This is a genomic window from Cryomorphaceae bacterium (assembly GCA_007695365.1).
GTDB lineage: Bacteria > Bacteroidota > Bacteroidia > Flavobacteriales_D > SKUL01 > SKUL01.
Genome location: REDV01000115.1, coordinates 1 through 23,289 on the forward strand (window position 1 = coordinate 1; position 23,289 = coordinate 23,289).

At 48.6% G+C, this 23,289-nt stretch carries 25 protein-coding genes; 5 read left to right on the plus strand and 20 right to left on the minus strand.

The genetic code is table 11. From position 1 onward, the window contains the following. Nucleotides 1-66 precede the first annotated feature (66 nt). From EA392_12110 to EA392_12120, 3 genes are all read right to left on the minus strand, one after another. Complete coding sequence (locus tag EA392_12110) at nt 67-306, minus strand: CopG family transcriptional regulator (GenBank protein ID TVR37665.1); 240 nt, start codon at nt 304-306, stop codon at nt 67-69. Nucleotides 307-836: 530 nt separating this feature from the next. After that, nucleotides 837-1,874, minus strand: a complete 1,038-nt coding sequence (locus EA392_12115; protein TVR37641.1) for a Fic family protein — start codon at nt 1,872-1,874, stop codon at nt 837-839. A 544-nt stretch (nt 1,875-2,418) separates the two neighbouring features. Then, the gene (locus EA392_12120) at nt 2,419-2,817 is read right to left on the minus strand and encodes a type IV secretion protein Rhs (protein ID TVR37642.1); all 399 of its coding nucleotides are present in this window, start codon (nt 2,815-2,817) and stop codon (nt 2,419-2,421) included. Between the two features lie 87 nt (nt 2,818-2,904). Between EA392_12120 and EA392_12125 the strand changes: the two genes are divergently transcribed. After that, nucleotides 2,905-4,218, plus strand: a complete 1,314-nt coding sequence (locus EA392_12125; protein ID TVR37643.1) for an alkaline phosphatase family protein — start codon at nt 2,905-2,907, stop codon at nt 4,216-4,218. Nucleotides 4,219-4,454: 236 nt separating this feature from the next. Here the strand turns inward: EA392_12125 and EA392_12130 are convergent, their stop codons facing one another. The 16 genes from EA392_12130 to EA392_12205 form a co-directional block, all read right to left on the minus strand. After that, nucleotides 4,455-4,892, minus strand: a complete 438-nt coding sequence (locus EA392_12130; GenBank protein TVR37644.1) for a T9SS C-terminal target domain-containing protein — start codon at nt 4,890-4,892, stop codon at nt 4,455-4,457. 230 nt (nt 4,893-5,122) lie between these two features. Then, nucleotides 5,123-6,025, minus strand: a complete 903-nt coding sequence (locus EA392_12135) for a hypothetical protein (GenBank protein ID TVR37645.1) — start codon at nt 6,023-6,025, stop codon at nt 5,123-5,125. 89 nt (nt 6,026-6,114) lie between these two features. Continuing rightward, entirely contained in the window at nt 6,115-6,423 is a 309-nt protein-coding gene (locus tag EA392_12140) for a T9SS C-terminal target domain-containing protein (protein TVR37646.1), read from the minus strand. 44 nt (nt 6,424-6,467) lie between these two features. Further along, complete coding sequence (locus EA392_12145) at nt 6,468-7,283, minus strand: hypothetical protein (protein ID TVR37647.1); 816 nt, start codon at nt 7,281-7,283, stop codon at nt 6,468-6,470. A gap of 179 nt (nt 7,284-7,462) precedes the next feature. Then, nucleotides 7,463-11,023: a T9SS C-terminal target domain-containing protein gene (locus tag EA392_12150; protein ID TVR37648.1), complete on the minus strand. Its 3,561-nt coding sequence runs from the start codon at nt 11,021-11,023 to the stop codon at nt 7,463-7,465. A 129-nt stretch (nt 11,024-11,152) separates the two neighbouring features. Continuing rightward, nucleotides 11,153-11,590, minus strand: a complete 438-nt coding sequence (locus EA392_12155; GenBank protein TVR37649.1) for a hypothetical protein — start codon at nt 11,588-11,590, stop codon at nt 11,153-11,155. Next, a complete protein-coding gene (locus tag EA392_12160) occupies nt 11,587-12,198 on the minus strand; it encodes a 4-phosphopantetheinyl transferase family protein (protein TVR37650.1) in 612 nt (203 codons plus the stop codon). The genes EA392_12155 and EA392_12160 overlap by 4 nt, the downstream gene beginning before the upstream one ends. Beyond that, complete coding sequence (locus tag EA392_12165) at nt 12,195-12,446, minus strand: acyl carrier protein (GenBank protein TVR37651.1); 252 nt, start codon at nt 12,444-12,446, stop codon at nt 12,195-12,197. The genes EA392_12160 and EA392_12165 overlap by 4 nt, the downstream gene beginning before the upstream one ends. A 9-nt stretch (nt 12,447-12,455) precedes the next feature. Beyond that, nucleotides 12,456-13,739: a beta-ketoacyl-[acyl-carrier-protein] synthase family protein gene (locus EA392_12170; protein ID TVR37652.1), complete on the minus strand. Its 1,284-nt coding sequence runs from the start codon at nt 13,737-13,739 to the stop codon at nt 12,456-12,458. Beyond that, on the minus strand, nt 13,736-14,164 hold the full coding sequence (locus EA392_12175; protein ID TVR37653.1) for a hydroxymyristoyl-ACP dehydratase: 429 nt from the start codon (nt 14,162-14,164) through the stop codon (nt 13,736-13,738). Before EA392_12175 ends, EA392_12170 begins: the two co-directional genes overlap by 4 nt. Then, nucleotides 14,161-14,967, minus strand: a complete 807-nt coding sequence (locus tag EA392_12180; GenBank protein TVR37654.1) for an SDR family oxidoreductase — start codon at nt 14,965-14,967, stop codon at nt 14,161-14,163. The genes EA392_12175 and EA392_12180 overlap by 4 nt, the downstream gene beginning before the upstream one ends. Further along, the gene (locus EA392_12185; protein ID TVR37655.1) at nt 14,961-16,019 is read right to left on the minus strand and encodes a type III polyketide synthase; all 1,059 of its coding nucleotides are present in this window, start codon (nt 16,017-16,019) and stop codon (nt 14,961-14,963) included. Before EA392_12185 ends, EA392_12180 begins: the two co-directional genes overlap by 7 nt. After that, entirely contained in the window at nt 16,012-16,719 is a 708-nt protein-coding gene (locus EA392_12190) for a methyltransferase domain-containing protein (GenBank protein TVR37656.1), read from the minus strand. The genes EA392_12185 and EA392_12190 overlap by 8 nt, the downstream gene beginning before the upstream one ends. Beyond that, nucleotides 16,716-17,438 carry a methyltransferase domain-containing protein gene (locus EA392_12195; GenBank protein TVR37657.1) on the minus strand — a complete coding sequence of 241 codons (723 nt, stop codon included), beginning with the start codon at nt 17,436-17,438 and terminating at the stop codon, nt 16,716-16,718. The genes EA392_12190 and EA392_12195 overlap by 4 nt, the downstream gene beginning before the upstream one ends. After that, entirely contained in the window at nt 17,416-18,564 is a 1,149-nt protein-coding gene (locus EA392_12200) for an NAD(P)/FAD-dependent oxidoreductase (GenBank protein TVR37658.1), read from the minus strand. Before EA392_12200 ends, EA392_12195 begins: the two co-directional genes overlap by 23 nt. Before the next feature lie 97 nt (nt 18,565-18,661). After that, complete coding sequence (locus EA392_12205) at nt 18,662-18,949, minus strand: hypothetical protein (protein TVR37659.1); 288 nt, start codon at nt 18,947-18,949, stop codon at nt 18,662-18,664. A 154-nt stretch (nt 18,950-19,103) separates the two neighbouring features. Here EA392_12205 and EA392_12210 point away from each other — a divergent pair, with 154 nt between their 5' ends. The 4 genes from EA392_12210 to paaJ are packed head-to-tail and all read left to right on the plus strand — an operon-like array spanning nt 19,104 to nt 21,613. After that, complete coding sequence (locus tag EA392_12210) at nt 19,104-20,051, plus strand: 1,2-phenylacetyl-CoA epoxidase subunit A (protein TVR37660.1); 948 nt, start codon at nt 19,104-19,106, stop codon at nt 20,049-20,051. 10 nt (nt 20,052-20,061) lie between these two features. Next, the gene (locus tag EA392_12215) at nt 20,062-20,361 is read left to right on the plus strand and encodes a 1,2-phenylacetyl-CoA epoxidase subunit B (GenBank protein ID TVR37661.1); all 300 of its coding nucleotides are present in this window, start codon (nt 20,062-20,064) and stop codon (nt 20,359-20,361) included. Between the two features lie 2 nt (nt 20,362-20,363). Then, nucleotides 20,364-21,125 carry a phenylacetate-CoA oxygenase subunit PaaI gene (gene paaI / locus EA392_12220; GenBank protein TVR37662.1) on the plus strand — a complete coding sequence of 254 codons (762 nt, stop codon included), beginning with the start codon at nt 20,364-20,366 and terminating at the stop codon, nt 21,123-21,125. Beyond that, nucleotides 21,119-21,613 (plus strand): phenylacetate-CoA oxygenase subunit PaaJ, encoded by a 495-nt coding sequence (gene paaJ, locus EA392_12225; protein ID TVR37663.1) that lies wholly within the window; start codon nt 21,119-21,121, stop codon nt 21,611-21,613. The genes paaI and paaJ overlap by 7 nt, the downstream gene beginning before the upstream one ends. Before the next feature lie 14 nt (nt 21,614-21,627). On the opposite strand, the gene EA392_12230 is transcribed toward paaJ, so the two are convergent. After that, entirely contained in the window at nt 21,628-22,902 is a 1,275-nt protein-coding gene (locus tag EA392_12230) for an AI-2E family transporter (protein ID TVR37664.1), read from the minus strand. Between the last annotated feature and the right edge of the window lie 387 nt (nt 22,903-23,289).

Sequence of the window (23,289 nt, forward strand, 5' to 3'; positions counted from 1 at the left end):
ACTAATGTCAATGACTGTTTTCAAGACAAGTGCAACGATGATAATGGATTTTATAGACAGACACTTTTAGCCATTCGATTTCGCCTTGGAGGCCTTCAAAATGTCTTCTTTTGAATCCTCCGTAAAGCCACTTTTCTCAGCGGTTTCTAGTTTTAACCGAATCCAGTCCACCTGTTTTTGCTGCTTGCGTGCCTGACGAATCAAGTCATTCACAAGCTCGCTTTTACTCGTGTATTCTTTGCTCTCAATTTGAGATTTGAGCCATTTATCGTTGGGCTCTGTCAATGAAATACTTTGTCTGGCCATCTTTTTTCTTTTGGTGTAAAGATACACCAAATTTGCATCACATCAAAGTGATTTCTTCAATTCAAAGTTTGCCGGCTAATCACTACATCCAACCTCCTCTGGGACTAAAATGAATTTTGATCAAAAAAAAAACCTACTCCACCACAAACTTCACCACCATGGCCTCGTTTTCATGGGGTCATGGGGTTGGGGAAGCGTTTGATTCCCGCTACCCCACTAGAAAAGATTGACTGCGTCGCATTTCATTTCTCGCGAGAGTCGGGGGGATAGACCCTGGGGGCGGTAAAACCCCAAAAAAACCCAGCACGCACCAAGATATCACGATTGAGGACTACCCCCGCTCCCGCGAGAATCCCTTCTCGTGGGCTATCGATCTATAAAAACAATTCCTATAAATTTATTGCCCCCTCATTCAATCCGAAGAAAAATGAATGGCTCTGTGAAAACCTACCACCCGAATGGACAATTGCGCCGCCATGATTTTTTCGAAGACCACGAATTTGCTAGCGGGACATGTTTCCCTTGTTTTTTTATGCTATCGAATAATTTGTGCCGGGTCCAGAACCAAATTTTTCAATGAGTTCTTTGGAGGTCAATTCAGCTAGCATTCTCTTTACTGTCGGGCTGGGAATATCAAGCTTTTTTGAAATTTCTCCGGATCTGCTACCAGGATGATCCGAGATATATACTAAAATTGATTTTTCTTTCGGAGACAGTTGTTGCTCAATCCCTTCGCTATCTAACTTAGCTTTCAGCTTAGTTACAATATTTGATAATGCATCGAAATAGAATGTAATCCAATCATTTATCACTTCATTAGGTCTTTGTGATTGGCAATTTCTAAGTACCCTATAGTACTCCGATTTTCTATGTTCGATTTCTTGTTCGAAGCTTACATACTGAATCCATTTATATCCATGTTTGAGTAACAGCAGTGTCGACAACAGTCGACTTAATCTCCCATTGCCGTCCTGAAATGGATGTATACTCACAAATTCGTAGCAAAAAATAGAGCACTTTACAAGTGGATGAGTTTCCTGGTCTGAATTAAACCATCTGATTAATGAACGCATTGCCTCTTCAGTCTCTATTCCTGGAGGAGTAGTTTTAAAGACAATTTGTTTGCTTCCGTCTGGTAGCGTAGCCTCAACACTGTTACTTTGTTGCTTATAATCTCCTTTATGCCATGCATCCTTTTGGCTATGCTTAAGAAGTTGATTGTGTAGGTTTTTTATCGCATTTTCGGTGATTGAAATGTTTTCATATGATTCAGATATGGTGTCCAATACATCAAAATAACCTGCCACTTCTTGAGAATCTCTGTCTACAAGATTTTCGATCTTAAGGTCTTTGAGAAGTATATCCACTTCCTGATCACTCATTTTTGAACCTTCAATGCGAGTTGAAGCTCCTACACTTCGTACAGTTGCTACAGATTTTAACTGCTTTAGACTTCTACCTTCTTTTTTCTCAATCGTAGCCCATTCTGCGTCATATCGATCGATCTTGCTGAGAATGGAGATGAGCCGCCAGTCAATACTTAACCTCAAAGTGTACACTGTTTCCATTGTCCCAAATTTAAGATAATAAATCAAATAATGATACGATATGATTCGAAATTATACGATCTCGATACGATATGTGTGATACGATATGATTCGAAACTATACGAACTTGATATGATTTCAATATAAAGCCCAACACATCGCTGAACCCCCGCAGTATGGTGTTGAATAATCCAATGGAGGAGCGATCGGAGGATTCCTCGTCTCGGGCTGCAATGTACTTTGATCAAGAACAACCTAACTCCACCACAAACTCCACCACCATGGCCTCGTTTTCATGGGGTCATGGGGTTGGGGAAGTGTTTGATTCAAGCCCCCCAACTCGTCCTCGTTTACAACGAGGATGAGCGAGTTAGCCGTTTTTAACGGCTCAAAATTAAAAGATACTGTCCCAAAAAAGTGTGTAAAGGCAAAGAGCCTTATCCCTTATCTTCAAGTGTGAAACAAGTGAACTCTCAAACAAGCATCAGGATTCTTTCAGCTCGCGGTTACACAGCGAAGTCAAAGACATGTAGTTTGGGGGATGAAGGTTGATAATTAGCCTTCCTCACTCATCCCAAAAGAAGAAATTCACAGCCGCTCTGTGTTTGTCGCTGCCCGGGGCGCGGCCCATAATGCGACCGCTGGCATCGCGCACCTGCCCGTCGTCGGAAATGCGGCCCAATATCCTGCCCGAGGCATCGCGCACCTCGCCGCTTTGGTTAATTCGCCCTACCATCCTGCCGCTGGCATCGCGAAAATCATCGCCCTGTACACGTAACTTGTTTCGACCCGAGGCATCGCGCACGTTGCCACTGTTGTCCACGCGGTATTGTTGTCGGCCGGAAGCGTCGCGGTACTGGTCGTTCTGCCAGGTACCCTGCAGTCGGCCCGAAGCGTCGCGCACTTGCTGGGCCATGGTGTCAAGAGAAAAAAGAAGCAGAAAAAGCATCAGAAAAGTTTTCATCGTTCCGAATTTTAAGGTTGCCTTAACGAACACAATTGCTATGCCTTTCCATCCCGATAAAATGCCATAAAATGGTAATTTCAGCGCATGAAAAGAAGCGCAATTTGTTTTTTGGGCTTGTGGCTCGCAGCGGGTTTGCAAGCCATCGCCCAACTGGTGGCCGGACCCATGCTGGGTTACGCCGAAATGACCGAAACCCTGATTTGGATTCAGGCTGAGCGCCCGGGTGTGGTGCAGCTCGAATACTGGCCGGAAGATCGGCCCGCGGATAAAGCCTTGCTCGAAGATCGTGTGGATATGCAGACCGAGGGCGTACACAAGTTTGTGCTGCGGCAACTCAAGCCCGGCACGCGCTATGTGTATCGCGTAGGCATGAACAGCCAGTGGCTCACTTTCGACTACCCGCTCACCTTTAAAACCCTCGATTTGTGGCAATACCGCACCGACCCTCCCGATTTCAAGCTGGTAACCGGAAGCTGCCACTACACCAACGAGGAGGAATTTGACCGTCCCGGCAGACCCTATGGCTCAGGGGCAGACATTTTTAGCAACATGGTAGCGCAAAACCCCGATATGATGCTATGGCTGGGCGACAATGTGTACCTGCGTGAACCCGACTGGAATACCTGGGGCGGCTTTGTTCATCGCTATACGCACGCCCGTTCACAACCCAACCTACAGCGTTTTCTGGCGGCCTGCAACCACTACGCCATTTGGGACGACCACGATTTCGGTCCGAATGACGCCAACGGAAGTTTTATTCACAAAGAACACGCGCTCAACGCTTTTAAACTTTTCTGGGGGAACCCCTCCTACGGGTTGCCGGACCTACCCTCCACCATCGGGCAATTTCGCTACCACGATGTGGAGTTTTTTCTGCTCGACAACCGCTACTACCGCACCGACTACACCCTGGAAACCATAGAGCACCAGATTCTGGGTAAAGAGCAGATTGACTGGTTGATTCAGGCGCTGAAATTCAGCCGGGCCAGCTTTAAGGTTGTGGCTGTGGGCGGACAGTTTCTCAACAGCGCAAAGGTGTACGAAAACCACGCAAACTACCCCAAAGAACGGCAGGAAATACTCGACAGACTGGCGAGAGAGGAGCTACACAACGTGGTTTTTCTCACCGGCGACAGGCACCACAGCGAGCTGAGCAAACTCGACCACAAAGGAGTGGTGATTCACGATTTTACCGTTTCACCGCTTACATCCGGCTTTTACGATCACGAAGAAGAAAACCTGCACCGCGTGGCCGACACCAAGTTTATCGGCAGAAATTTTGCGACCATTGACATCAGCGGAAAGCGTAACAAGCGCGTGATGAAACTCAGCCTTTACACGGATGACGGCGAGCTGCTTTGGGAGCACGAAATTCACCAGGTGGTGAAGAAGAAATAATTGGGAGCTTCTTTTTTGCACGAACAAACAACTATGAATAGAAGTATGCCTATATACTGTCGCTTCATCGCTTCACAATTTTGAACCCAAATTATGCAATAGGAGGAGCGATGAGCTCCGAACTACTTGCATTAGTTGGGTTAACCCCGATTAGAGAATCACTTTTTCAGTGCGGCGAAGCAAACTGTAAAAGATTGATTCTCTTTATCGAATATGCAAGAAGCGGAGCTTATTGCCTATTTTGGGTTGAATGTTCTTACTTCTTCATCACTTTTCAGTGCGAAAACATACAAACCGGGAGCGAGGTATGACACATCAACATTTCCGGACTTTCCGGTGATCATGTGCTGCGATACCTGAGCACCTGTTGAGCTAAAAATCTGCAACGTGGAGCTGTTTTTCCATTCAGACCACTCCACGCGCACTTGATCGTATGCAGGGTTGGGATATATATTTGCGCGGATAGATTCTTCATCATTTACTGAAGTGGTCATGCAAGGTTCTGCTTCAGTATTATAGGTATAAACCGTATAGGCAAAAACAGCATCGTCTGTGGGTTCTATTGGCCACCAGTATTCGTCAGTTCCATCTACAATATGATAGATGTAGCCGCTGAGAGTAGCACTCGTTTCGGAAAAAGAATCGATGGGTATATCCATGCCTTGTTTGACCATTTTAAAAGTTTGGCGTTTCTCATCGGCTTCAATTTTGCCCAGTTTGGAGCAACAGTTGAGAGTTTAGAGGGAATTTCTTTTCCCCTCAATACTCAATACTCTTGCTCAAAACTGTTCTTCTACGGCAACTCAATCACCTTCAATTTTGCCCAGTTTGGAGCAACAGTTGAGAGTTTAGAGGGAATTTCTTTTCCCCTCAATACTCAATACTCTTGCTCAAAACTGTTCTTCTACGGCAACCCAATCACCTGCTCGCCCGTGCCGTCAAAGTTCATCAGGACGATTTCGGATTTGTATACCACAATGTTGTGCCACCCATTGGAATATATTTCTTCCGGCGTAACCCTTTCAGCTACAATCTTAGAGCAATTATTGTTGATTGAAAAGTAATTGTAATACCGGGTACCACACCCTTCTCTTACTTTCGTTTTTTCTCCTGTTAACACATTGATGCGGGAAATATCACCCCCCCCTTGAGAAAACATCACTTCATCACTCATTGGTACCCAATGAAGGTCTCTCATACTTGGTTGAGGCGAAGCTGTATCAAAATTCAAAAGTTGCCACGAAACATTGTCCACTTCGATCCATGCTATCTGATGAGGATCAAAATTATTCGGTCGGTGAGTAATAATTCTGTTGTCTGCCGACCAATCTCCAAAATGGAATACTTCTCCCGGAATCACATCAATAATTTCACCGGATAAATCATACACTTCAATATTGCCGGTGTACTCCACAACATTATTGGAAATCCACGCCTGCCCATCGGGTCGCCATACCGGACGTTGAAACTTGCTGGATGTGGTTATCTGTAGCAGGCTGTCACCGTTGCTTTTGATTCGATAGACATTGTCGCCATTTCCACGAAACAATATCCAATCATTTTCATGCCATCGAGGTTGATAGAGGTAGGTCTGTCCGCTCAGAATACAATTACTTTCGCCGGTGGCCAGGTTGTGAATGCACATATCTGAGAAAGGGGAGCCCGACAATCTGTCGATATACAAAAACTCGTTGTTATTGTTGGGATTAAAATTGGGCATCATTTTACGGTAATCTGACCAAGCAATTAACCAGTTCAATGAGGTGTCCGGGGCAACAATAGGTAAACATTCTGAGCCATTCTCCACATCAGTAGAAGGTAGGGGCAAATCGGATGTTTCTTTCTTGCAAGCAAAAGAAATTAACCCAATCAAAATGACTATAATGACATATCGCATCATCGTTTTACAATTTTGAAGGTTCTTACTTCTTCATCACTTCGGAGCACGAAATAATACAACCCGGAAGAAAGTTGTGTAACCGGTATGGTCGCCGCGTTTCCAATAATAATATGCTGCGACACCAGCGCTCCTGTGGCATTGACTACTTGAAGTGTGGAAGTGCTTCTCCATTCAGACCACTCCACGAGCACATTATCGGATGCAGGGTTGGGATATATGTTTGCATATACAGATTCTTCTTCATTTATTGAGGTAGTCGTGCAGGGTGCTTCGTTTACTGTGGTTATCTTTTTCAGTCGCATCATTTCACTTTTGCCCTCAATACTCAATCCTCACGCTCTATACTGTCCTACGGCAGCTCAATCACCTCCTCGCCCGTGCCGTCAAAGTTCATAAGGACGATTTCGGATTTTTGGATCAAAAAATTGTAAAAACCATCTGTGAAAATGGTATCCGGCTGAATTCGCTCAGCAATTATTTGAGAGCAATCATTGCTGATACTGAAAAATCTATAATAACGACCACCGCAACCTTCTCTTACCTCAGTAATATTACCCGTGAAAATATTAATTTTCGAAATGCTTTCGTACAACTGAGAATACATTACATCATCACTCATAGGTATCCAATGCACATCTAGCGCTGGTTTGTGAGGCGAGTTGGTATCAAATGTAAGATCTTGCCAATTTAGATTACCAGCATCCGTCCATGTGAATTGATTTGACCCGCTATACCCTTTTGTGGTTACAATCCGATTGTCGGCTGACCAATCACCTCGTGTAACTTCTTCGCCTGGAATGACATCAATCTCAATACCCTCAAGATCAAAAATTTCGATATTTCCAGTAAACCCTGATGATTTTTCCGAAATCCATGCCTGACCATCAGGACGCCATATTGGTCGCAAAAATATACCTTGATCATTTACAGTAGATAAACTATCTCCATTTCCTTTGATTTTAAACACCACATTGGCATTACCTCTGAAAAGTACCCAGCCATTCGAATGCCAGCGAGGTTGCGTCAAAAATGTTTGCCCTTCCAAAATCACCTGAGTTTCGCCTGTGGATATGCTGTGGACACAAAGCTTCGCATAAGGTGATTGATAGATCTGATCGACATACAGAAACTCATCATTGTTGTTTGGATTGAAATGAGGCATCATATAACGTACATCCGACCATCCAAACAAAGTTTGTAACATCGAATCAGGAGAGCTGAACGATGGACAACCTAATGTATCGGCACCACCAGATTGATTTGTATTGTATTGAGTCGGTTTAATCTGTTCTTTCTTGCAAGCAAAAACAAAAACAATTAAACTTATCAAAATAGCATATCGCTTCATCGCTTCACAATTTTGAATGTTTTTACTTCTTCATCACTTTTCAGTGCGAAAACATACAAACCGGGAGCGAGGTGTGACACGTCAACATTACCGGATTTTCCGGTGATGATGTGCTGTGACACCTGGGCACCTGTTGAGCTGAAAATCTGCAACGTGGAGGTGTTTTTCCATTCGGACCACTCCACGCGCACCTGATCGTAAGCGGGATTGGGATATATGTTTGCATATACAGATTCTTCTTCATCTATTGAAGTGGAAATACATGGTTCAGCCGCGCGATCAACAGAATAAATGGTATAAGCAAATACAGCGTCATCCGTTGGTTCTATCGGCCACCAATACTCATTTGAACCATCTACAATATGATAGATGTAACCGCTAAGAGTAGCACTCGTTTCGGAAAAAGAATCAAAAGTTATATCGATGCCCTCTCCAGGCAACTCACCCGTGATCGGTGCCAGGTTAGAGGCAGCGTCGCGTTTCCAGTAATTGATTACTTCGGCATCACCGAGACTGTGAGTTGATGTAACGGTAACTTTATACCTGTCGCCTATATAATTACCCTGTGAAGGAAGCGATTGAGTAAGTGCTGATGGAAAAGCATATACATCCAATAACACATCTTCTTCGTCCAATACCATGCTCCCCGAAACAGATGTAACCCCCTCAAAATGTGTCACCATATAACACGGCAATTGCAGCTTTTCCAATATTTTCCCGGCATTCGGTCTGCCAAAACCAGATTCTTCATGATAACCTACAGGTAAAACATCATAATAATTTGGATCACTTCCTCCGTCGTTTGTCTGCATGATGGCCTCTATATCTTCCGGTGCCAATTTGTTAGGTGCATCAGAATGTAAATCCACATAGCTTTTCATTAAAGCGGCGATGCCCGCAATATGAGGAGCAGCAAATGAAGTGCCTGAATATCCACCCGGTGTAGTAGGCGTATAGCCGAATTCATTGTCAAATGCGAGGCTTTGATAAATGTCATAAACACCTGGCGCAATAAAATCTAAATTATTCCCATAAATGGAAAAGTCAGTAGCCCTATTGCCAGAATTATCGTTGGCACCTATCTTCAGAACCCATTCATCCCGAAATGATGCAGGATACATTAAAGCGTCTTCAGGCCACTGAGATTGAGTAGTGAAATTTCCACTTGTTGTGACCACCAACATTTCGTTTCTAAAGGCAAACTCTGTAGCCATTTTAAGAATATCGTGATTTCCCCAATGTTGCAAGCTCATGTTAACAATATCTAATCCAAGGCATATATTTGCATCTTGAGGATATGCGTAAAACGGAGGGGGATCAATATTCTCAGAACAAGCGGCTACATAAAGTGCCCTCGCCCACCAAATTGGCTGCCCAGGTCCTTGATTACCTATTTTCAAATCGTATAGTGATACCCCTCCTCCTTCACTCCTTTTCCCAGCAACTCCGGCAACCCCTAATCCATTATCTATCCGTGCAGATATTATACCGGCTACTGCGGTTCCGTGATGATATTCACTCACAATCTCTTCTTCTGTAAATTCTGAAATATATGGGGGCGGGTCGCCCGGCATGGTCATAGTGAAGTTTACACCTCCGGCAACATCCGAACCTTCAAATGATTCCGAGCCCGGATTGTCATGTAAATCTGCATGATTAAACTTTATACCTGAATCAATGACGCCTACTTTTATTTCCGGTGATCCCTCATCCTGATAACACCAAGCTTCAACAATATTTACATGAGCATCTGCAATGAGTGCGGTCGGCCCCAACCCTGCCTGATTGCCTGCCATATAATTCGGATCATCAGGCTCACATGCTGAAAAACCACCAAGGGTGTTAAATTGAGAAACTCTAATATACTTAGAACAAGACTTTAGTGAATCCAGTAGTAGACTATCATTCGAAGTTTCCGGGAGTTCTACCAACAAGATACTCCAAAACGCCGGAATCGGCACCGGCTTGCCCAATCGGCTTGTAGATACTGTGTCCCACGAATGACACTCGGGAAAAATTTTCGTGGCGATTTGTTTCGAAAAGTCAATGCCTGTTTTTTCATTAATGCAATTGATGGCAGATTGATCTACAAACTGTGCGAGTTCTGCAAACATAAAGTGATCGTGGTCAATTTTATCGAGCTTCATCAAATCGGGATGAAAACCAATGATCAACTCCTTATCTACCCGCCGAGGCACACCATTCTCGTAGAGATAATCACTCTCCTTGTGATGGTAATGGTATTTAAGCGCAAAGTATTTGTCTGCTCCTGTTTGTTGTGTTATTCCGTGGATATAAATGTTGTTTTCGTAAAGGGATAAACTATGTACGAGATGATCAGCGATGGAATCAGTACTGAAATTCTGCATAAACCGCATTTTGCCTTCCGGGCTATACCCGAGTGTGGTCACAAGAGTTCCGCTGTCGCGTTCACGCTCTCCGCAAACCACCAGCATACCATCCTCGTAAGCTATGCGCATGCCACGTGCGTTGTAGTGAGTGGGCACCGTATGTTGTTGCTTCGCCCATTCCTGTTCTCCCTGGTCGTCATATTTAATGGTTATGATATTACTTCCTCCTCCCGGCTTGGCAGTTGTACCAGTAACGTATACATTGCCCAACTCGTCAAGCGCAATGCTTCTGCCTTCATCGTCCATTCCATAGCCATCAAATTCATTGACCCAAACCAGTTCAAGGTCTTCATCAAGTTTGATGGTTTTGATATTGAATCCCTCATAAGCAGTGGCTACTTTTCCAGTCACATAAATATTTCCGACATTATCGGTTAGCAAATCATAGGGCTGGTCATAGCCTGTTTCTGTTGACTCTTCTCTTCGCACGGCAATTTCATTGCCATTGCTGTCGTAGAACACTGTGGCGATTTCGCCGTTGGTCCAATCGTTTCCGCTACCCCCGGTTACTGCTATCAATGTTCCACTGATCTTTACCGAAACAGCGCCGTCATACATGTTTTGATGGTCGTACCGGGCTTCCCATTGAAAATTCCCGGCTGATGAAAACTTAACCGTACAATAATCAACCAGAGTTCCTGTCCCTTCGCTTCCGCCGGTAACATAAATGTTGTCAGAAGCATCCACCGTAACTGAACTTGCGATATCGTGTCCGTTGGCCGCACCATCAAACAACTCGCTCCACAACAAAGTGCCGTCCTCATCATACTTCAATATGGTATAATCATGATTGTTGTTTTGCAGGTCGAAACTGGTGCCTACTACCACAATATCACCCGAATGATCAATAATCAGAGCCGTGCCATAATCATTGCCATCTGTAGGGTTGTTATATTCTTCTTCCCAAAGTATATCCCCGTGTCGGTCGTATTTTGTGAGTGTAAGGTTTGTGCCTTCGTTAGAGGTGGCTTTATTTCCGGTGATATACAGATTTCTTTGACTATCTACAACTGAAGCCGACCAGTCTACTACTTCTGGTAGACCGTTTATAGAAACCCAATTCTGGTTGAGGAAGGTTTGCGTTAAATCCTGTGCAATGATGGAAGTTGAAACAGCCACCAGCAGTGTGGTTACATAAGCTTTCATAGTGTTTGGATGTTGGTTCGTCGATAAAACTACCAATAATTTAATTACTAGCCAAACTGTATATCACATAACTACTTCATACTCCATCAAAAAAAAACAAAAATAGGATGCTTGCCGTTTTTCCTACTCTCAGCGCATAACCGCCTCACCCCAAATTTTCCGCGCAATACTTTGTGCCGCCCAGTTACCCAGTGGAAAATACAAGCCGAAAAAGAGCGTCATACCCAGCGTGAAATTGCGGATACCGAAAAAATGGTCGAGCAGATTGTTGGGATAGGCGTAAGACGTTTCGAGCCAATAGCCTAAAAACTCAAGTATGCCCATGGCAATGAGGCCATAGGCGTACTGCATGTGCCACGGCAGTTTGCGCAACAACAACGAAATAGGAATCATATAGAATACATAACAGGTAATCACCTGCCACCAATAGGTAAACCGGGCAATTTCGGCCCATTGCCCAAAGGCGTCCATCCCCATTCCCCACGAAAAGTACAGCACCACATATACAAGCAGCACCCGCCTGTCTACCGGCAAATGGGTTTTTACGTATTCTACAATCTGATTCATGGTTGTTGGGTTATGGCATATCCGCAATAATCACCGTGATGGCTGATGCTCACCGCATACGGCAGCAATGCCTGCCATCTGTACAGTTCCGGCACACCCCACGGATTCTTTCGCACTTCAATTTCTTCCCGGGCGTATCCCGCAAGCCTTGCCACGCGCTCTGTAAGCCGCGAGCGCACTTCCCATCCGGCATGCATGGGTGTGGTTAAGCAAAGTGCATGATCCGGAGTTTGATTGCCCGATTCATCCTGCCACGCCACGCAGTGCAGCACGTCGTCGGCGCGGTGTATTTCCGTCCGAAAAGTTTGTCCTCTTGTGTGCACACTACCTTTCAGCACACGATTGAAGCATGGAAGCTCAACACCCTCCCACTCACAATCAAAATCCCTGGGGTTCAGCAGGCGCTTGCCGTGTTGCCGGAAAGAGATTTTCCAGGCGGATTCTTTCATGGCCCAAAAAAGTGACAAAAGCCCTGGTCGGTCATCCGTATCGGCAGCGTGAAAGACACTTTGCTCATGAGCCGTGCAGATTTTTTCCGCGTAGCGATACAGCCGTGCGGCATCTCCCGAAAAGGAGCGCGAAAGCTGTATGACGTCGTTTCCTATCAAGCTCCGGTTTTTTCAATGATGATATCTACCGCGTCCTTCACGGTAAGCATTTTTTCTGCACTATCATCATCAATTTCAATATCAAAGGCTTCCTCGGCGTCGAGCACAATATCCACCAAATGCGCAGAGTTCACCTTCAGGTCGGTAAGCAGATCGGTGTCTTCGCTCACATGGGCAAAAGCCTCTTTGTTTTGCACGTAAGGCTCAATGATATTCTTCAGTTTTTCAATAACTTCTTCTCGGTTCATGGGCTTTTTTTAAGGGTGGAATCGGCGAAAGATAACACATGCGTTTACGTCGCCAAAGCCAAAACTCGACTTGGCAATGACTTCCACCTGGATGTGTTGATTGGCTTCTCTCACAAGTCGTTTGGGCGCTACACATGCAAGGATGTCGGGATGCGGCTCGCTGAGGTTGATGGTGGGGTGCAGAAATCCGCGGTACAACTGCAAAGCAACCGCCACCGACTCGATGGCACCGGCTGCACTCAGGCAATGCCCCGTCATGGATTTGAGGGCGTTGATGTAGGGAAAGTCATCGCCGGAACGATTCAGGGCTGCGCTCCAGTTTTTCACCTCCATAGTGTCGCCCATGGTTGAAGTGAGGTGCCCGTTGATGGCATCCACCTCCGTGGGGTTCACGTCGGCATCCTTCAGGGCCTGTGCGATACAGCGCTGCACGGCGTGAGCATTGGGCGCGGTCATGGTTCCGCCCTGTTGCTGCCCCCCTGCGTTGAGATGTCCACCGGTCACTTCGGCGTAAATGCGGGCTCCGCGTTGTAGGGCAGCGTCGAGATCTTCGAGCACGAGGGCCCCTGCTCCACTGCCCGGCACAAATCCGGCGGCATCCACGCTCATGGGGCATGAGCCTTTTTCGGGGTGCTCGTTGCTGCGGCGGTTCAGCACGCGCATGGAGTCGAAACCACCCCACACATACGGCCCGGAAGCATCGCATCCTCCCACAATCATGCGGGTTGCCAGTCCGGAGCGGATGCGGTGCGCACCCAACAGGATGGCTTCGGTGCCGGTGCTGCACGCCGACGAGTTGGTGCTCACCATGTTTCCGAGGCCCAGCATTCCACCCAAATGAGCCGAAATACCGCTGCTCATGGTTTGCTCAATGAGCGTGCTGCCCAGGCGCTTTACATTGCCCTCATCGGTTTTGTAGATGCCCTCACGAATCACGTCGATGCCCGCCAGGCCCGCTCCAAAAATGCAGCCGCTGTCCCAATCGGGCTCAGCGTCGGGGTTTGCGGGTAGTTCCAGACCGGCATCGCGCCAGGCATCAAGGCCCGCCACACAGCCGTAAATGATTCCGCTGGCTTTGATCTGACGCATTTGCAGCTCGGTAAAATACCGGGTTAAATCCACCCCATCGATGGGCGGAACTCCCCCGATGCGACAGGCAAAATGGAGTTTTTCCAGTTCAGGAAGGTAGCGCACTCCCGATTTTCCATGGCGAATGGCCTGCTCGAAATCCGCAAGACCGATTCCGTTGGGTGCAACCACCCCCATTCCGGTTATGACTACGCGCTTTTTCATTTCATCATTCCGCTTAACACTCCGCGACAAGCCACGCCGTTTTTTCCGCGAAGCTCTACCCTGCTTTTGATTTTACCGAGTCTGAAATACTGAAGCTCCGTTTGCACGTGCACCAGCTCTCCGGGATAGACCGGTTGCAGAAAATCCACTTCCGACGAAGAAAAAGCCACCTGCTGCGGAAGCTCCTTTCCGGCCTGATTCAACAGGTAAATACCGTGGGCCACGAGGCCAATCTGTGCCATGCACTCCAGCAAGATCACGCCGGGCGTCACAGGGTGCCCGATAAAATGTCCGGCGTAGAAAAACTCATCCGGACGAAAGGTGTATTGCCCGCAAATAGACTGCTCCGAAACCTGCGTAATGCCATCCACAAAGAGGAAAGGACGGCGGTAAGGGAGTTTTGCTATGATTTCGGTTCCTTTCATGCGCTGATGCTTTCTCCGCCATCTACGGGGATGATGGCGCCGTTGATCCAATCTGCCTCATCGCGGCAGAGCAGAGATACCACCTGTGCCACGTCGTTCGGCCGCGTGAGCCTTCCGAGGGGGTTTCTTCGTTGTGCCGCCTCCATCATTTCGGCACTACCCGGAATCATGCGCAACGAGGGCGTATCGGTAACACCGGGCTGCAGTACGTTGGTTCGCAAGCCGGTTGGGGCAAGCTCCAGCGCCATCTGTCGGCCCAGTGATTCGAGGGTGCTTTTGGCGGCTGCCACAGCCCCGTACCCTTTCCATGCGCGGGTGCTTCCTTCGCTGGTAAGGCCGATATTTCGAGCGGAGTCAGCAAACAAGCCGCGCTCCATGCAGGCCATCGTCCAACGGTGCCAGCTCAGGGCCATGGCGTCGAGGGTGAGCACAAAGTCATCTGTGGCGAGTTGAGGATTGTTGCTTTCGTATAGCGACTTGAGGTTACCCCGGGCCACGGCGTGCATCAATAGCCGGATTTTCTCCCCCTCGCCCAAAGCTTCCGAAAATTCATCGAGTATTTGCTGCATAGATGCGAACTCTATGGCGTCGGCGTTGAAAGTAAGCACACGAACACCATGTTCGCGCATGGTTTCCCACTCCGGTTCAAGCTCTCTGACACGCGCACGGCGATCGCGGTGAACGACGCAAAGGTTGATACCCTCAGAGGCGAGCTGATGCGCCACCGCCAGCCCTATACCACTCGACGCTCCGAGCAATACAGCCCAGTAACCGCGTTCATGATATGTTGGCTCTTTTACCACTTCAACAAAACCCTTTGTGCGCTGAAGCCCGGACCGAAACTAAGCATCAAACCGATGTCTCCATTCGGGATTTGGCGTTTCATGTAGGCCTCTAACACGTATAACACCGTGGCGCTACTCATGTTTCCATAGTCGCGCAACACCTGGCGCGTAACGTCAATGTTCTTGCCCATAGCATGAAGCAGTTCTTCGGTGATTTTTACAATTTTCTTCCCGCCCGGGTGGAAGATAAAATGCTCAATATCCTGCGGAGTGAGCCCGTGACGCTCCAGAAACGGAAGGAGAATCTGTCCGAAATGCGCTTCAATCTTCTCGGGCACATGCGGGTCCAGCACCATTTGCAAACCCGTGTTTCGCAGTCTGAAGCCCATCATTTCAATCTCGTCGTAAAAGTGGTACATCTCCGCGTCGAGGATGGTTGGGCCTTCTTCGTTGGCAGAGCTGAGGATGGTACAGGCCACGCCATCGCCAAAAATAGCTGCACTCACCATGTTGGTCATGCTGAAATCGCGGTGCTGAAAAGTAGCCGTAGGCGACTCAAAAGCAATGACCGCCGCCCTTAAACCGGGGTGCGCTTTCAGAAATCTGTACGCGTAGATGATGCCCGAAACGCCCGCTGCGCAACCCATTTCGGTTACGGGTAAGCGCAGCACATCCCGCCGCATGCGGAGCTTGTTGATGAGAAAGGCATCCACCGAAGGGATCATAAAGCTGGTGCAGCTCACGGTGATGATTACATCAATATCAGTGGCCTGGAGGTTAGCTTTCTGAAGGGCTTTGACGAGTGCTGCTTCACACAATTCCACGCTTTTCTCCACAAAAAAGTCATTCTTCTCCTCGAAACTGGTCTCGGTAAACACGTCGTCAATATCCATGATACCGTAGCGTTTGTCCACCTCGGCATACTTGAAAATGCGCATCACCTTGTCGCGAAAACGCTGGGGCTGATCCGCCAGCCAGCGCTCAACATACGGAAGAATGTTGGCTGTTGTGCGGCTGTAAGGAGGCAGGTGACTTGCTGCAGACAATATGCGGACGGCTGGATTACTCATGTCCGGGCATTAATTCGTAACGAAAGGCCCACCGCCATCGGAGGTGGATGCGTGTATATCCGGCAGTACGGCAAAAGTCGAGAAGTTCATTGCGCGCGAATCCTTTGCGCACCGACAACGCGCCGTCGTAGCGGGCCATTGCGGGCGCAGCAGTAAACAATGCAAACAAGCGAAAAAGCAGCCAGGCCATGGGTGAGCGGTGTAAGTCGTTAATCAACACGTGTACTTTGCTTTTGTTCCACAAACTGAGTAACCGCCTGATTTGTTCGTCGCTCAGGTGATGTAAAAATAAGCTGCAAACCACAATGTCGTATGAGGCGTAATCAAAATCGGAATCCAACGCATCACTGCATACAAATCTCACCTCTGTATCAGCCAAAAGACGCTGTGCTTCGGCGATAGAACCCGAACTTATATCCAAGCCCGTAAATTCACATTTCCAGTTTTTTAGTTTTTTATTGCTCAACAAATACTTTAACTGATATCCGGCCCCACAACCTACATCGAGAATACGCGCCTTGCTACCCTCCGGGAAGGCTTGCAGGAGTTTGAGCAGTCCGTTTTGGATGACACGGTAACCACCCAGCGTGCGATGGGTAAAGTCAATGTACTTTACGGTGCGTGCTACTTCCGCAGGATCGGCGTCGGAGGCGTCCATTCTCTCAGGAAGCGTTGCGCGTTGTGCAAAGGATGGCATCATGCAGCGGAAGGTACGACGATAATCTGACGAAACCACGGTGTGCGCCGAACCGACGCGCCGGGCATGTCTGCGAGCAAAGGTTCCACCTCCCCTGTGCGGTAGGCGCGGCGGATGGCTAGCAGCCCATCAGAACGTGTAGTGCCCCGCGGAAAAGCTATCGCCGAGAACAGGTAGAACAAACCGTAGCTCAAGCGACTCCTTCTAAGCTCGCTGAACACCATGCCATGCGATACGTTTTTCTGCCATCGTGAAAGCACATGGCTCCATTCATCTTTATTCAAGCGATACATGAAGTGAGAGGATATTAATAGCTGGCATTTTGGCATTTCAATTGGGTCATCAAACACACTTTCCTTTATCCAGGAGAAGGACTGCGGGTTGCAAACCGAGTGTTTCGCGAGCTGAATCATGTTCGGATTCTGATCGATGCCGGTGAACCGCACCGTATAGCCTTGCTTTTGGAGTCGCTGCTGAAGGTGGCACATCAAATCCCCTCCTCCGCAGCCCACATCCACAATGTGTATCTCCGCGTTTTTGGGGAGCTCCTGCACAATTTTCAGCACGGCACGCCGGGTTTGGCGGTAGTTACCAAACCAGCGGTTGATCCACCTGAAATGGCGTACCACACGCTGTAATTCCTCGCCCGAAAAAGAGGGATCATCAATGCGTTCGTCGTGCTCAAGGCGTTGGGATAAATCAGGCCAGAACAGGTTCTCCATGTGTTTTTTTGATGATGGAAGTAACCACTGAAGGCATCAGCTTTGCCGCTCCCAATGCCATGTTCGCAACAGCCGGCTGACCAAACAGCCACTGCAGGCGATTTCCCCAGGCAAGTCGCGATTTGAATTGCTTGTTCCAATAAGCAGCGTATTGCTTTTGCAAGGCTTCCGGCCGCGCGCGCACCGCCAAACCTTCCGCAAGCTGCTCACCCAGCACATAGCCGGCGGTAATTGCCATGGCCATGCCGTTGCCGCACAGCGGACTGATCATACCCGCTGCGTCGCCGGCCATAAAAACACCGTTTTGCACGGGCTCGCCGCTTCCCATGGTAAAATTGGAGATGGCCATGGGGCGCGGAAAAACATCAATAGCTTCGGTGAGTACTCTGCGAAGGTGAGGGTTTTGATGCAACACACGCTCTTCGAATTCCGGCAACCCACCGGCCTTGTGCACATCGGCAGCCCGGGCCAGGTAGCAAATGTTAACAAGGTTGTTTTCTACCCGCGACACTCCGCAATAGCCACCTTTGAAATTGTGCAGCGCTACAAGGTCGTCGGGGAAAGCAAGTTCTACATGGCGTTTCACGCCCACAAAGGGACTTCGTGAGGGAGTACCCGGACCTCCTGCAGTGCGCAGATTGCTGGTTTTTCCAAAAGCTCCAACCACGTATTTGCAACGCAGGGTAGATTGTCCGGTCTGCACCTCATAGCCTTCATCGAGCGGCTGCACTTTAAGGGCCTGCACGCCGAGGCGGACATCCACTCCAAGAGCCCTTGCGCGCTCCGAAAACTGAAAATCCAGCTCGTAGCGACTCAGACTAAAGGCTCCGAGCGGCAATTTAGACTCCAGGAAAGTTCCCGAGGGCGCGCTCAGCATCATGCGTTTCATGGCCAGCGCACCAAAGTCAAACGGATTGAAACCAAACTTCTTCAGAATGGGGAGCACCTCATTGGAAACATACTCGCCACAAACCTTGTGTCGGGGGTACTTTTTCTTTTCGATCAGCACCACACTTCGTCCGCGAAGGGCAAGACTGCATGCCGCCGAGAGTCCGGCCAGACCGCCCCCCAACACAACCACGTCGGTAAATATGTCTTGATTTTCTGCGTTTTTCACGTTGAGCAAATGCTGCTACAAAGGTACAACAGCAATTGAATGCTCAGGTTTGGCAGCCGATTCTGAAAGGTGAAGAAACCTTAATTTCCGTCTGTCGGTACAGTCACTAATTAAGGTGAAAAACGTGCAGCGGGTCTATGTACTGGTCGCTGTCGAGCAAGCTTTCCAGTGCGCGGAAATACTGCGAGTCGTTGTCAATCTGCACCCCTTCTTCCACGAAGAAATCACCCAAAGCGTACACGCGTATTTTGCGTGATTCCACGATTTTTTCATCCAGAAACATTCCGTAGTCTCTCAGCAGGCGCTGTTTATCGTGAAAGTTGAGAATATTGTATTCGAGTGCAGTCATGTTTTTCTGTTGTTCGTGGGTCAAAAATAGTCTTTCATCGAACATATGTCAAGTTTAATCTGCCAAAAAATGCTTTTGGGAGAATCCTCAGTCATATTAAAGGAGAAGTGCATTTTTGAATATGCCCGCTGAACATCCTGACTTAGGTCATTGTTTACACTGGTTGGAAAGTCTTACCTTTAAAGCCCAATTCAGAAAGATGGAAGAACAGGAAAAATTAGCACGATTTCAGGAGAGGATTGACTCTGGTCAGAAGATTGAGCCGAAAGACTGGATGCCTGAACGATACCGCAAACAGCTCACGCGTATGATTTCGCAACACGCGCACTCGGAGATTGTGGGCATGTTACCGGAGGGAAACTGGATTACCCGCGCGCCGAGTTTGCGCAGGAAAGTTGCCCTACTTGCCAAGGTGCAGGATGAAGCGGGTCACGGCCTCTACCTGTACAGTGCGGTGGAGACCCTCGGTGTAACCCGTGAGGATGTCATCAACGAATACCTCGAGGGCCGCGCCAAATACTCGTCTATTTTCAACTACCCCACCCTTACCTGGGCCGATATAGGCGCCATTGGCTGGTTGGTGGATGGTGCTGCCATCATCAACCAAACGATGCTTGCACGGGGCTCCTACGGGCCTTACAGCCGGGCCATGGTGCGTATCTGCAAGGAAGAGAGTTTCCACAACCGCCAGGGTTACGAAATTATCTACACCCTTGCGCAGGGCACGCCCGAGCAGAAAAAGATGGCGCAGGATGCCTTAAACCGCTGGTGGCAGCCAGCCATTCAGATGGTTGGCCCGCCCGACGACAATTCGCCCAACTCGGCCGAAACCATGCGCTGGCAAATCAAGGTGGAGAGCAACGATGTAATTCGCCAGCGCTTTATTGACCGCACGGTGCCTCAAGCGCACGCAGCGGGCCTCACCATACCCGACGACCAGTTGAAATTCAACGAAGAAACCGGCCACTGGGAAACCGGCCCGATTGATTGGGACGAGTTCTGGCGCGTGGTGAAGGGCAACGGCCCCTGCAACCGAAAGCGCATTCAGGACCGCATCAATGCCGAGCGCGAAGGTCAATGGGTGCTTGAAGCTGCCGCGGCCTACGCCAAAAAACAAGGTAAAAAACAACTTACACTAACCGAGTAAAACCGCTTACATGTCACACATTAAAGAAGGTTCCCACGGCATTCTGTGGGAAGTGTTTATTCAATCCAAACCCGGCATTCCGCATAAGCACGCCGGTAATGTTCACGCGCACCACGCTGAAGAAGCCCTGACCAATGCCCGGGATGTTTATACCCGGCGGATGGAAGGCGTGAGTATCTGGGTGATTCCCGCCAATCTTGTAACCGCATCAGCCGGCGAGGACAGCGACGCGTTTTTCGATCCCGCCGAAGACAAAGTGTACCGTCATCCAACCTTCTACACCGTGCCCGAAGGGGTAAAATACCTGTAAGCATGACCTCCAAAGAAGCACTTTTCAACTATGTTCTGAAGCTGGGTGACTCCAGCCTGATTATGGGTCACCGCTTGTCTGAGTGGACAGCCCACGGCCCTGTACTGGAGCACGATATAGCCCTGACCAATATTGCGCTTGACCACATCGGGCAGGCGCGAATGCTGCTCACCTACGCCGGTGAGCTTGAGGATAAGGGTCGTACGGAAGATGACCTTGCCTATTGGCGCGACGCATCGCAGTATCGCAATTCGTTGCTATGTGAACTGCCCAACGGCGATTTCGGGCAAACGATTGTGAAGATGTTCCTCTTTGACGCTTTTCAGGTTGAACTGCACGAGGCCCTTTCGCAATCTCCCGACGAGCAACTCAAAGCCATTGCTGTAAAGTCGCTGAAAGAATCGAAATACCATTTGCGTTACAGCCGCGATTGGGTGTTTCGCCTTGGTGACGGCACCGAAGAGAGCAAAATTCGCATCGCCAATGGCCTCGAAACTGTGTGGATGTATTTCGGCGACTTGTTTGAGCCTGCCCAAGGCGAGGATGTTCTTGAAGCTGAAAAAGTCATTCCAGATACTTCTGCACTTCGGCTTCGTGTAGAGCAAACCATTCGCGACACGTTTACGCAGGCCACCCTTGCTCTGCCCGATTTTGACGCAGTAATGCAGGAAGGAAGCCAGCGAGGCATTCACACGGAAGATCTGAGCTACATTCTGTCGGAAATGCAGTCTGTAACACGCATGCATCCCGGAGCAACATGGTAAAGAGCCCTGCCACCGAAAAAGCATGGGAGGTTCTGGAAGAAGTGAAGGACCCTGAAATTCCGGTGCTCTCGGTGGTGGATATGGGTATTGTGAGGAGTATTGAGGATCTTCCTGATGGAATGAAAGTCACCATTACCCCTACTTACAGCGGCTGCCCGGCCATGGAGGTGATTGAGAACGAAATTCGCCAGGCGCTTCAGGAACAGGGATTCAACAACGTTTCGGTTCGTTCGGTATTGCATCCTGCGTGGACTACCGACTGGATGTCTGAGAGCGGAAAGCAAAAACTGCTGGAATACGGTATTTCGCCGCCCCAGCATTCAACGGTTGACAAAAGCATTCTCACCGGAGAAGCCAAAGAGGTGATCTGCCCCAACTGCCGAAGTGTTAACACGCGTATGCAAAGCCAGTTTGGCTCCACACCATGCAAGGCCCTATACATCTGCAACGATTGCCTGGAGCCTTTTGACTACTTTAAGTGCATTTGAGCTGGGCCAAGGTGTCAGGCACTCCGTTTCTTCCACCATTCCGAAACCTTCTCTGACAACCGGCTCAACCAGCCCGGGGCCTGATTCAGTTTGTCTTTCTCTCCCGTACCGAGCACATAAGCGTAGGGCTCAAGGCCGTGAATATTGGCCAGAATCTCTTTGAGAATGGCCACCAGCGGAATAAACACAATCATGCCTATTACACCCCAAAGGGACGCTCCGAGAAACAAGGTAAGCAGCGTAACCATTGGATTGAGTTTGAGATTGCGCCCCACGATGTTGGGGGTTATAAGGTAGCTCTCGGCCGTTTGAATGACCACAAAAGCCATCACCACAGCAAAAGGATAAAACAGCGAATCCATGGTTACGAGTGAATACAGTGCAGGCAACAGCGAGCCCACCAGGGGTCCTACAAAGGGAATAATGTTGAGCATGGCCGCAAAGGCTGCAAACAACAGGGCGTGCTCTATCCCTAAAGCATTTAAGGCGATGCTGTTGAGCACAAACAGGATACAAATCACGTAGAACATCCCCACGATGTAGCTTTGAATGATACCGGAGATACTTGGGATGATTTCGCGGATACTCTTTTTGTCTGATGGGGTAGCGTCCGGTGCGGGGCTGGCATTTTCCATGACCCGGATGATAAAATTTCGAAAAACATCGCGGTAAATCAGAATCAGAATGATGTACACCGGAATGATAACCAGAAAAGTAAAACTGCTTACAAAGCCACTGATACCCTGAAAGATGCTTCCCATATTCTCTTCAACGAGTACGTAAAGGTCGTCGGAAGACCAGTCTGACATGGATTCCTGCAAGGGGCCCGGAAGCGAGGAACGCAGAGAGAGCAGGCGCTCAGAAATATTATCTATATCGCGGCCAAAGCGCCGGATCTGAGTGCCAAAAAGGGTAAGGATACCTCCAATAATCATGGTAATAGACAGCAGCGCGGTGATGGCCGCCAGCGGTGTGGGAAAGCGCCATTTTTCCAGTTGACGCACCATGGGCAGAAGCAAAAAGGCGAGAAAAAAGGAGATGAGTAAGGGAATGATAATCTGCTTTCCGATAATCATCAAATGCCCCAGCGCGATGGTAAACACGAGGAATACCGTAACGCGCATCAAACTTTTGAAATTGAGGTCTTGCATAGCTATGCTCGTGGAGTAACAAAAGCGAAAGTACGGATTTGAGGGAGATGGGGGTGCATGGGGGTCTCTGTCTGGACCCGCTACATTTGCATGACTTAACTCCGTGTCCATACAAATGTAGCAGGTCCAGCATTTCATGTTGCGGGAGACATTCGACCCCTTCGGGGTCGCACCTCTATCTTTGTTGCGTTCTCTCTTCAGACATTTGACCCTCTCAGGGTATATGCCGAATCGTAGCGGTTATCACCAATCAGAGTCGCAGCCGGGTGATGCTCTGATTGACGTGCACAAGTTTTGATTGAGTTTTTGTTTCTGGTTATTAGTGTTTTGTCACTTCGACCGTAGCAACGACGGCAGGAGCTGCGTAGCGGAGCAATCTATTATGAGACATGGTGCGAACTGAATGAGATTTCTCTCCCGAAATTCTTCGGGGCAGGCTACTTCGGGCCTCGTTCCTCAGCTCTCCGGTCGAAATGATAAGGGGGTGTGATTGTGGTGTGTGATTGACTTTTTAATTTTTGTCAC

Bases quoted from the DNA above. Each gene is read 5' to 3' on its own strand.
- EA392_12150 (TVR37648.1), bottom strand. From the start codon at position 11,023: ATGAAAGCTTATGTAACCACACTGCTGGTGGCTGTTTCAACTTCCATC.
- EA392_12130 (TVR37644.1), bottom strand. From the start codon at position 4,892: ATGGTCAAACAAGGCATGGATATACCCATCGATTCTTTTTCCGAAACG.
- EA392_12170 (TVR37652.1), bottom strand. From the start codon at position 13,739: ATGAAAAAGCGCGTAGTCATAACCGGAATGGGGGTGGTTGCACCCAAC.
- EA392_12215 (TVR37661.1), top strand. From the start codon at position 20,062: ATGTCACACATTAAAGAAGGTTCCCACGGCATTCTGTGGGAAGTGTTT.
- EA392_12165 (TVR37651.1), bottom strand. From the start codon at position 12,446: ATGAACCGAGAAGAAGTTATTGAAAAACTGAAGAATATCATTGAGCCT.
- EA392_12190 (TVR37656.1), bottom strand. From the start codon at position 16,719: ATGATGCCATCCTTTGCACAACGCGCAACGCTTCCTGAGAGAATGGAC.
- EA392_12230 (TVR37664.1), bottom strand. From the start codon at position 22,902: ATGAAATGCTGGACCTGCTACATTTGTATGGACACGGAGTTAAGTCAT.
- paaJ (TVR37663.1), top strand. From the start codon at position 21,119: ATGGTAAAGAGCCCTGCCACCGAAAAAGCATGGGAGGTTCTGGAAGAA.
- EA392_12140 (TVR37646.1), bottom strand. From the start codon at position 6,423: ATGATGCGACTGAAAAAGATAACCACAGTAAACGAAGCACCCTGCACG.
- EA392_12210 (TVR37660.1), top strand. From the start codon at position 19,104: ATGGAAGAACAGGAAAAATTAGCACGATTTCAGGAGAGGATTGACTCT.
- EA392_12205 (TVR37659.1), bottom strand. From the start codon at position 18,949: ATGTTCGATGAAAGACTATTTTTGACCCACGAACAACAGAAAAACATG.
- paaI (TVR37662.1), top strand. From the start codon at position 20,364: ATGACCTCCAAAGAAGCACTTTTCAACTATGTTCTGAAGCTGGGTGAC.
- EA392_12145 (TVR37647.1), bottom strand. From the start codon at position 7,283: ATGATGCCTCATTTCAATCCAAACAACAATGATGAGTTTCTGTATGTC.
- EA392_12175 (TVR37653.1), bottom strand. From the start codon at position 14,164: ATGAAAGGAACCGAAATCATAGCAAAACTCCCTTACCGCCGTCCTTTC.
- EA392_12120 (TVR37642.1), bottom strand. From the start codon at position 2,817: ATGAAAACTTTTCTGATGCTTTTTCTGCTTCTTTTTTCTCTTGACACC.
- EA392_12185 (TVR37655.1), bottom strand. From the start codon at position 16,019: ATGAGTAATCCAGCCGTCCGCATATTGTCTGCAGCAAGTCACCTGCCT.
- EA392_12110 (TVR37665.1), bottom strand. From the start codon at position 306: ATGGCCAGACAAAGTATTTCATTGACAGAGCCCAACGATAAATGGCTC.
- EA392_12155 (TVR37649.1), bottom strand. From the start codon at position 11,590: ATGAATCAGATTGTAGAATACGTAAAAACCCATTTGCCGGTAGACAGG.
- EA392_12125 (TVR37643.1), top strand. From the start codon at position 2,905: ATGAAAAGAAGCGCAATTTGTTTTTTGGGCTTGTGGCTCGCAGCGGGT.
- EA392_12115 (TVR37641.1), bottom strand. From the start codon at position 1,874: ATGGAAACAGTGTACACTTTGAGGTTAAGTATTGACTGGCGGCTCATC.
- EA392_12195 (TVR37657.1), bottom strand. From the start codon at position 17,438: ATGGAGAACCTGTTCTGGCCTGATTTATCCCAACGCCTTGAGCACGAC.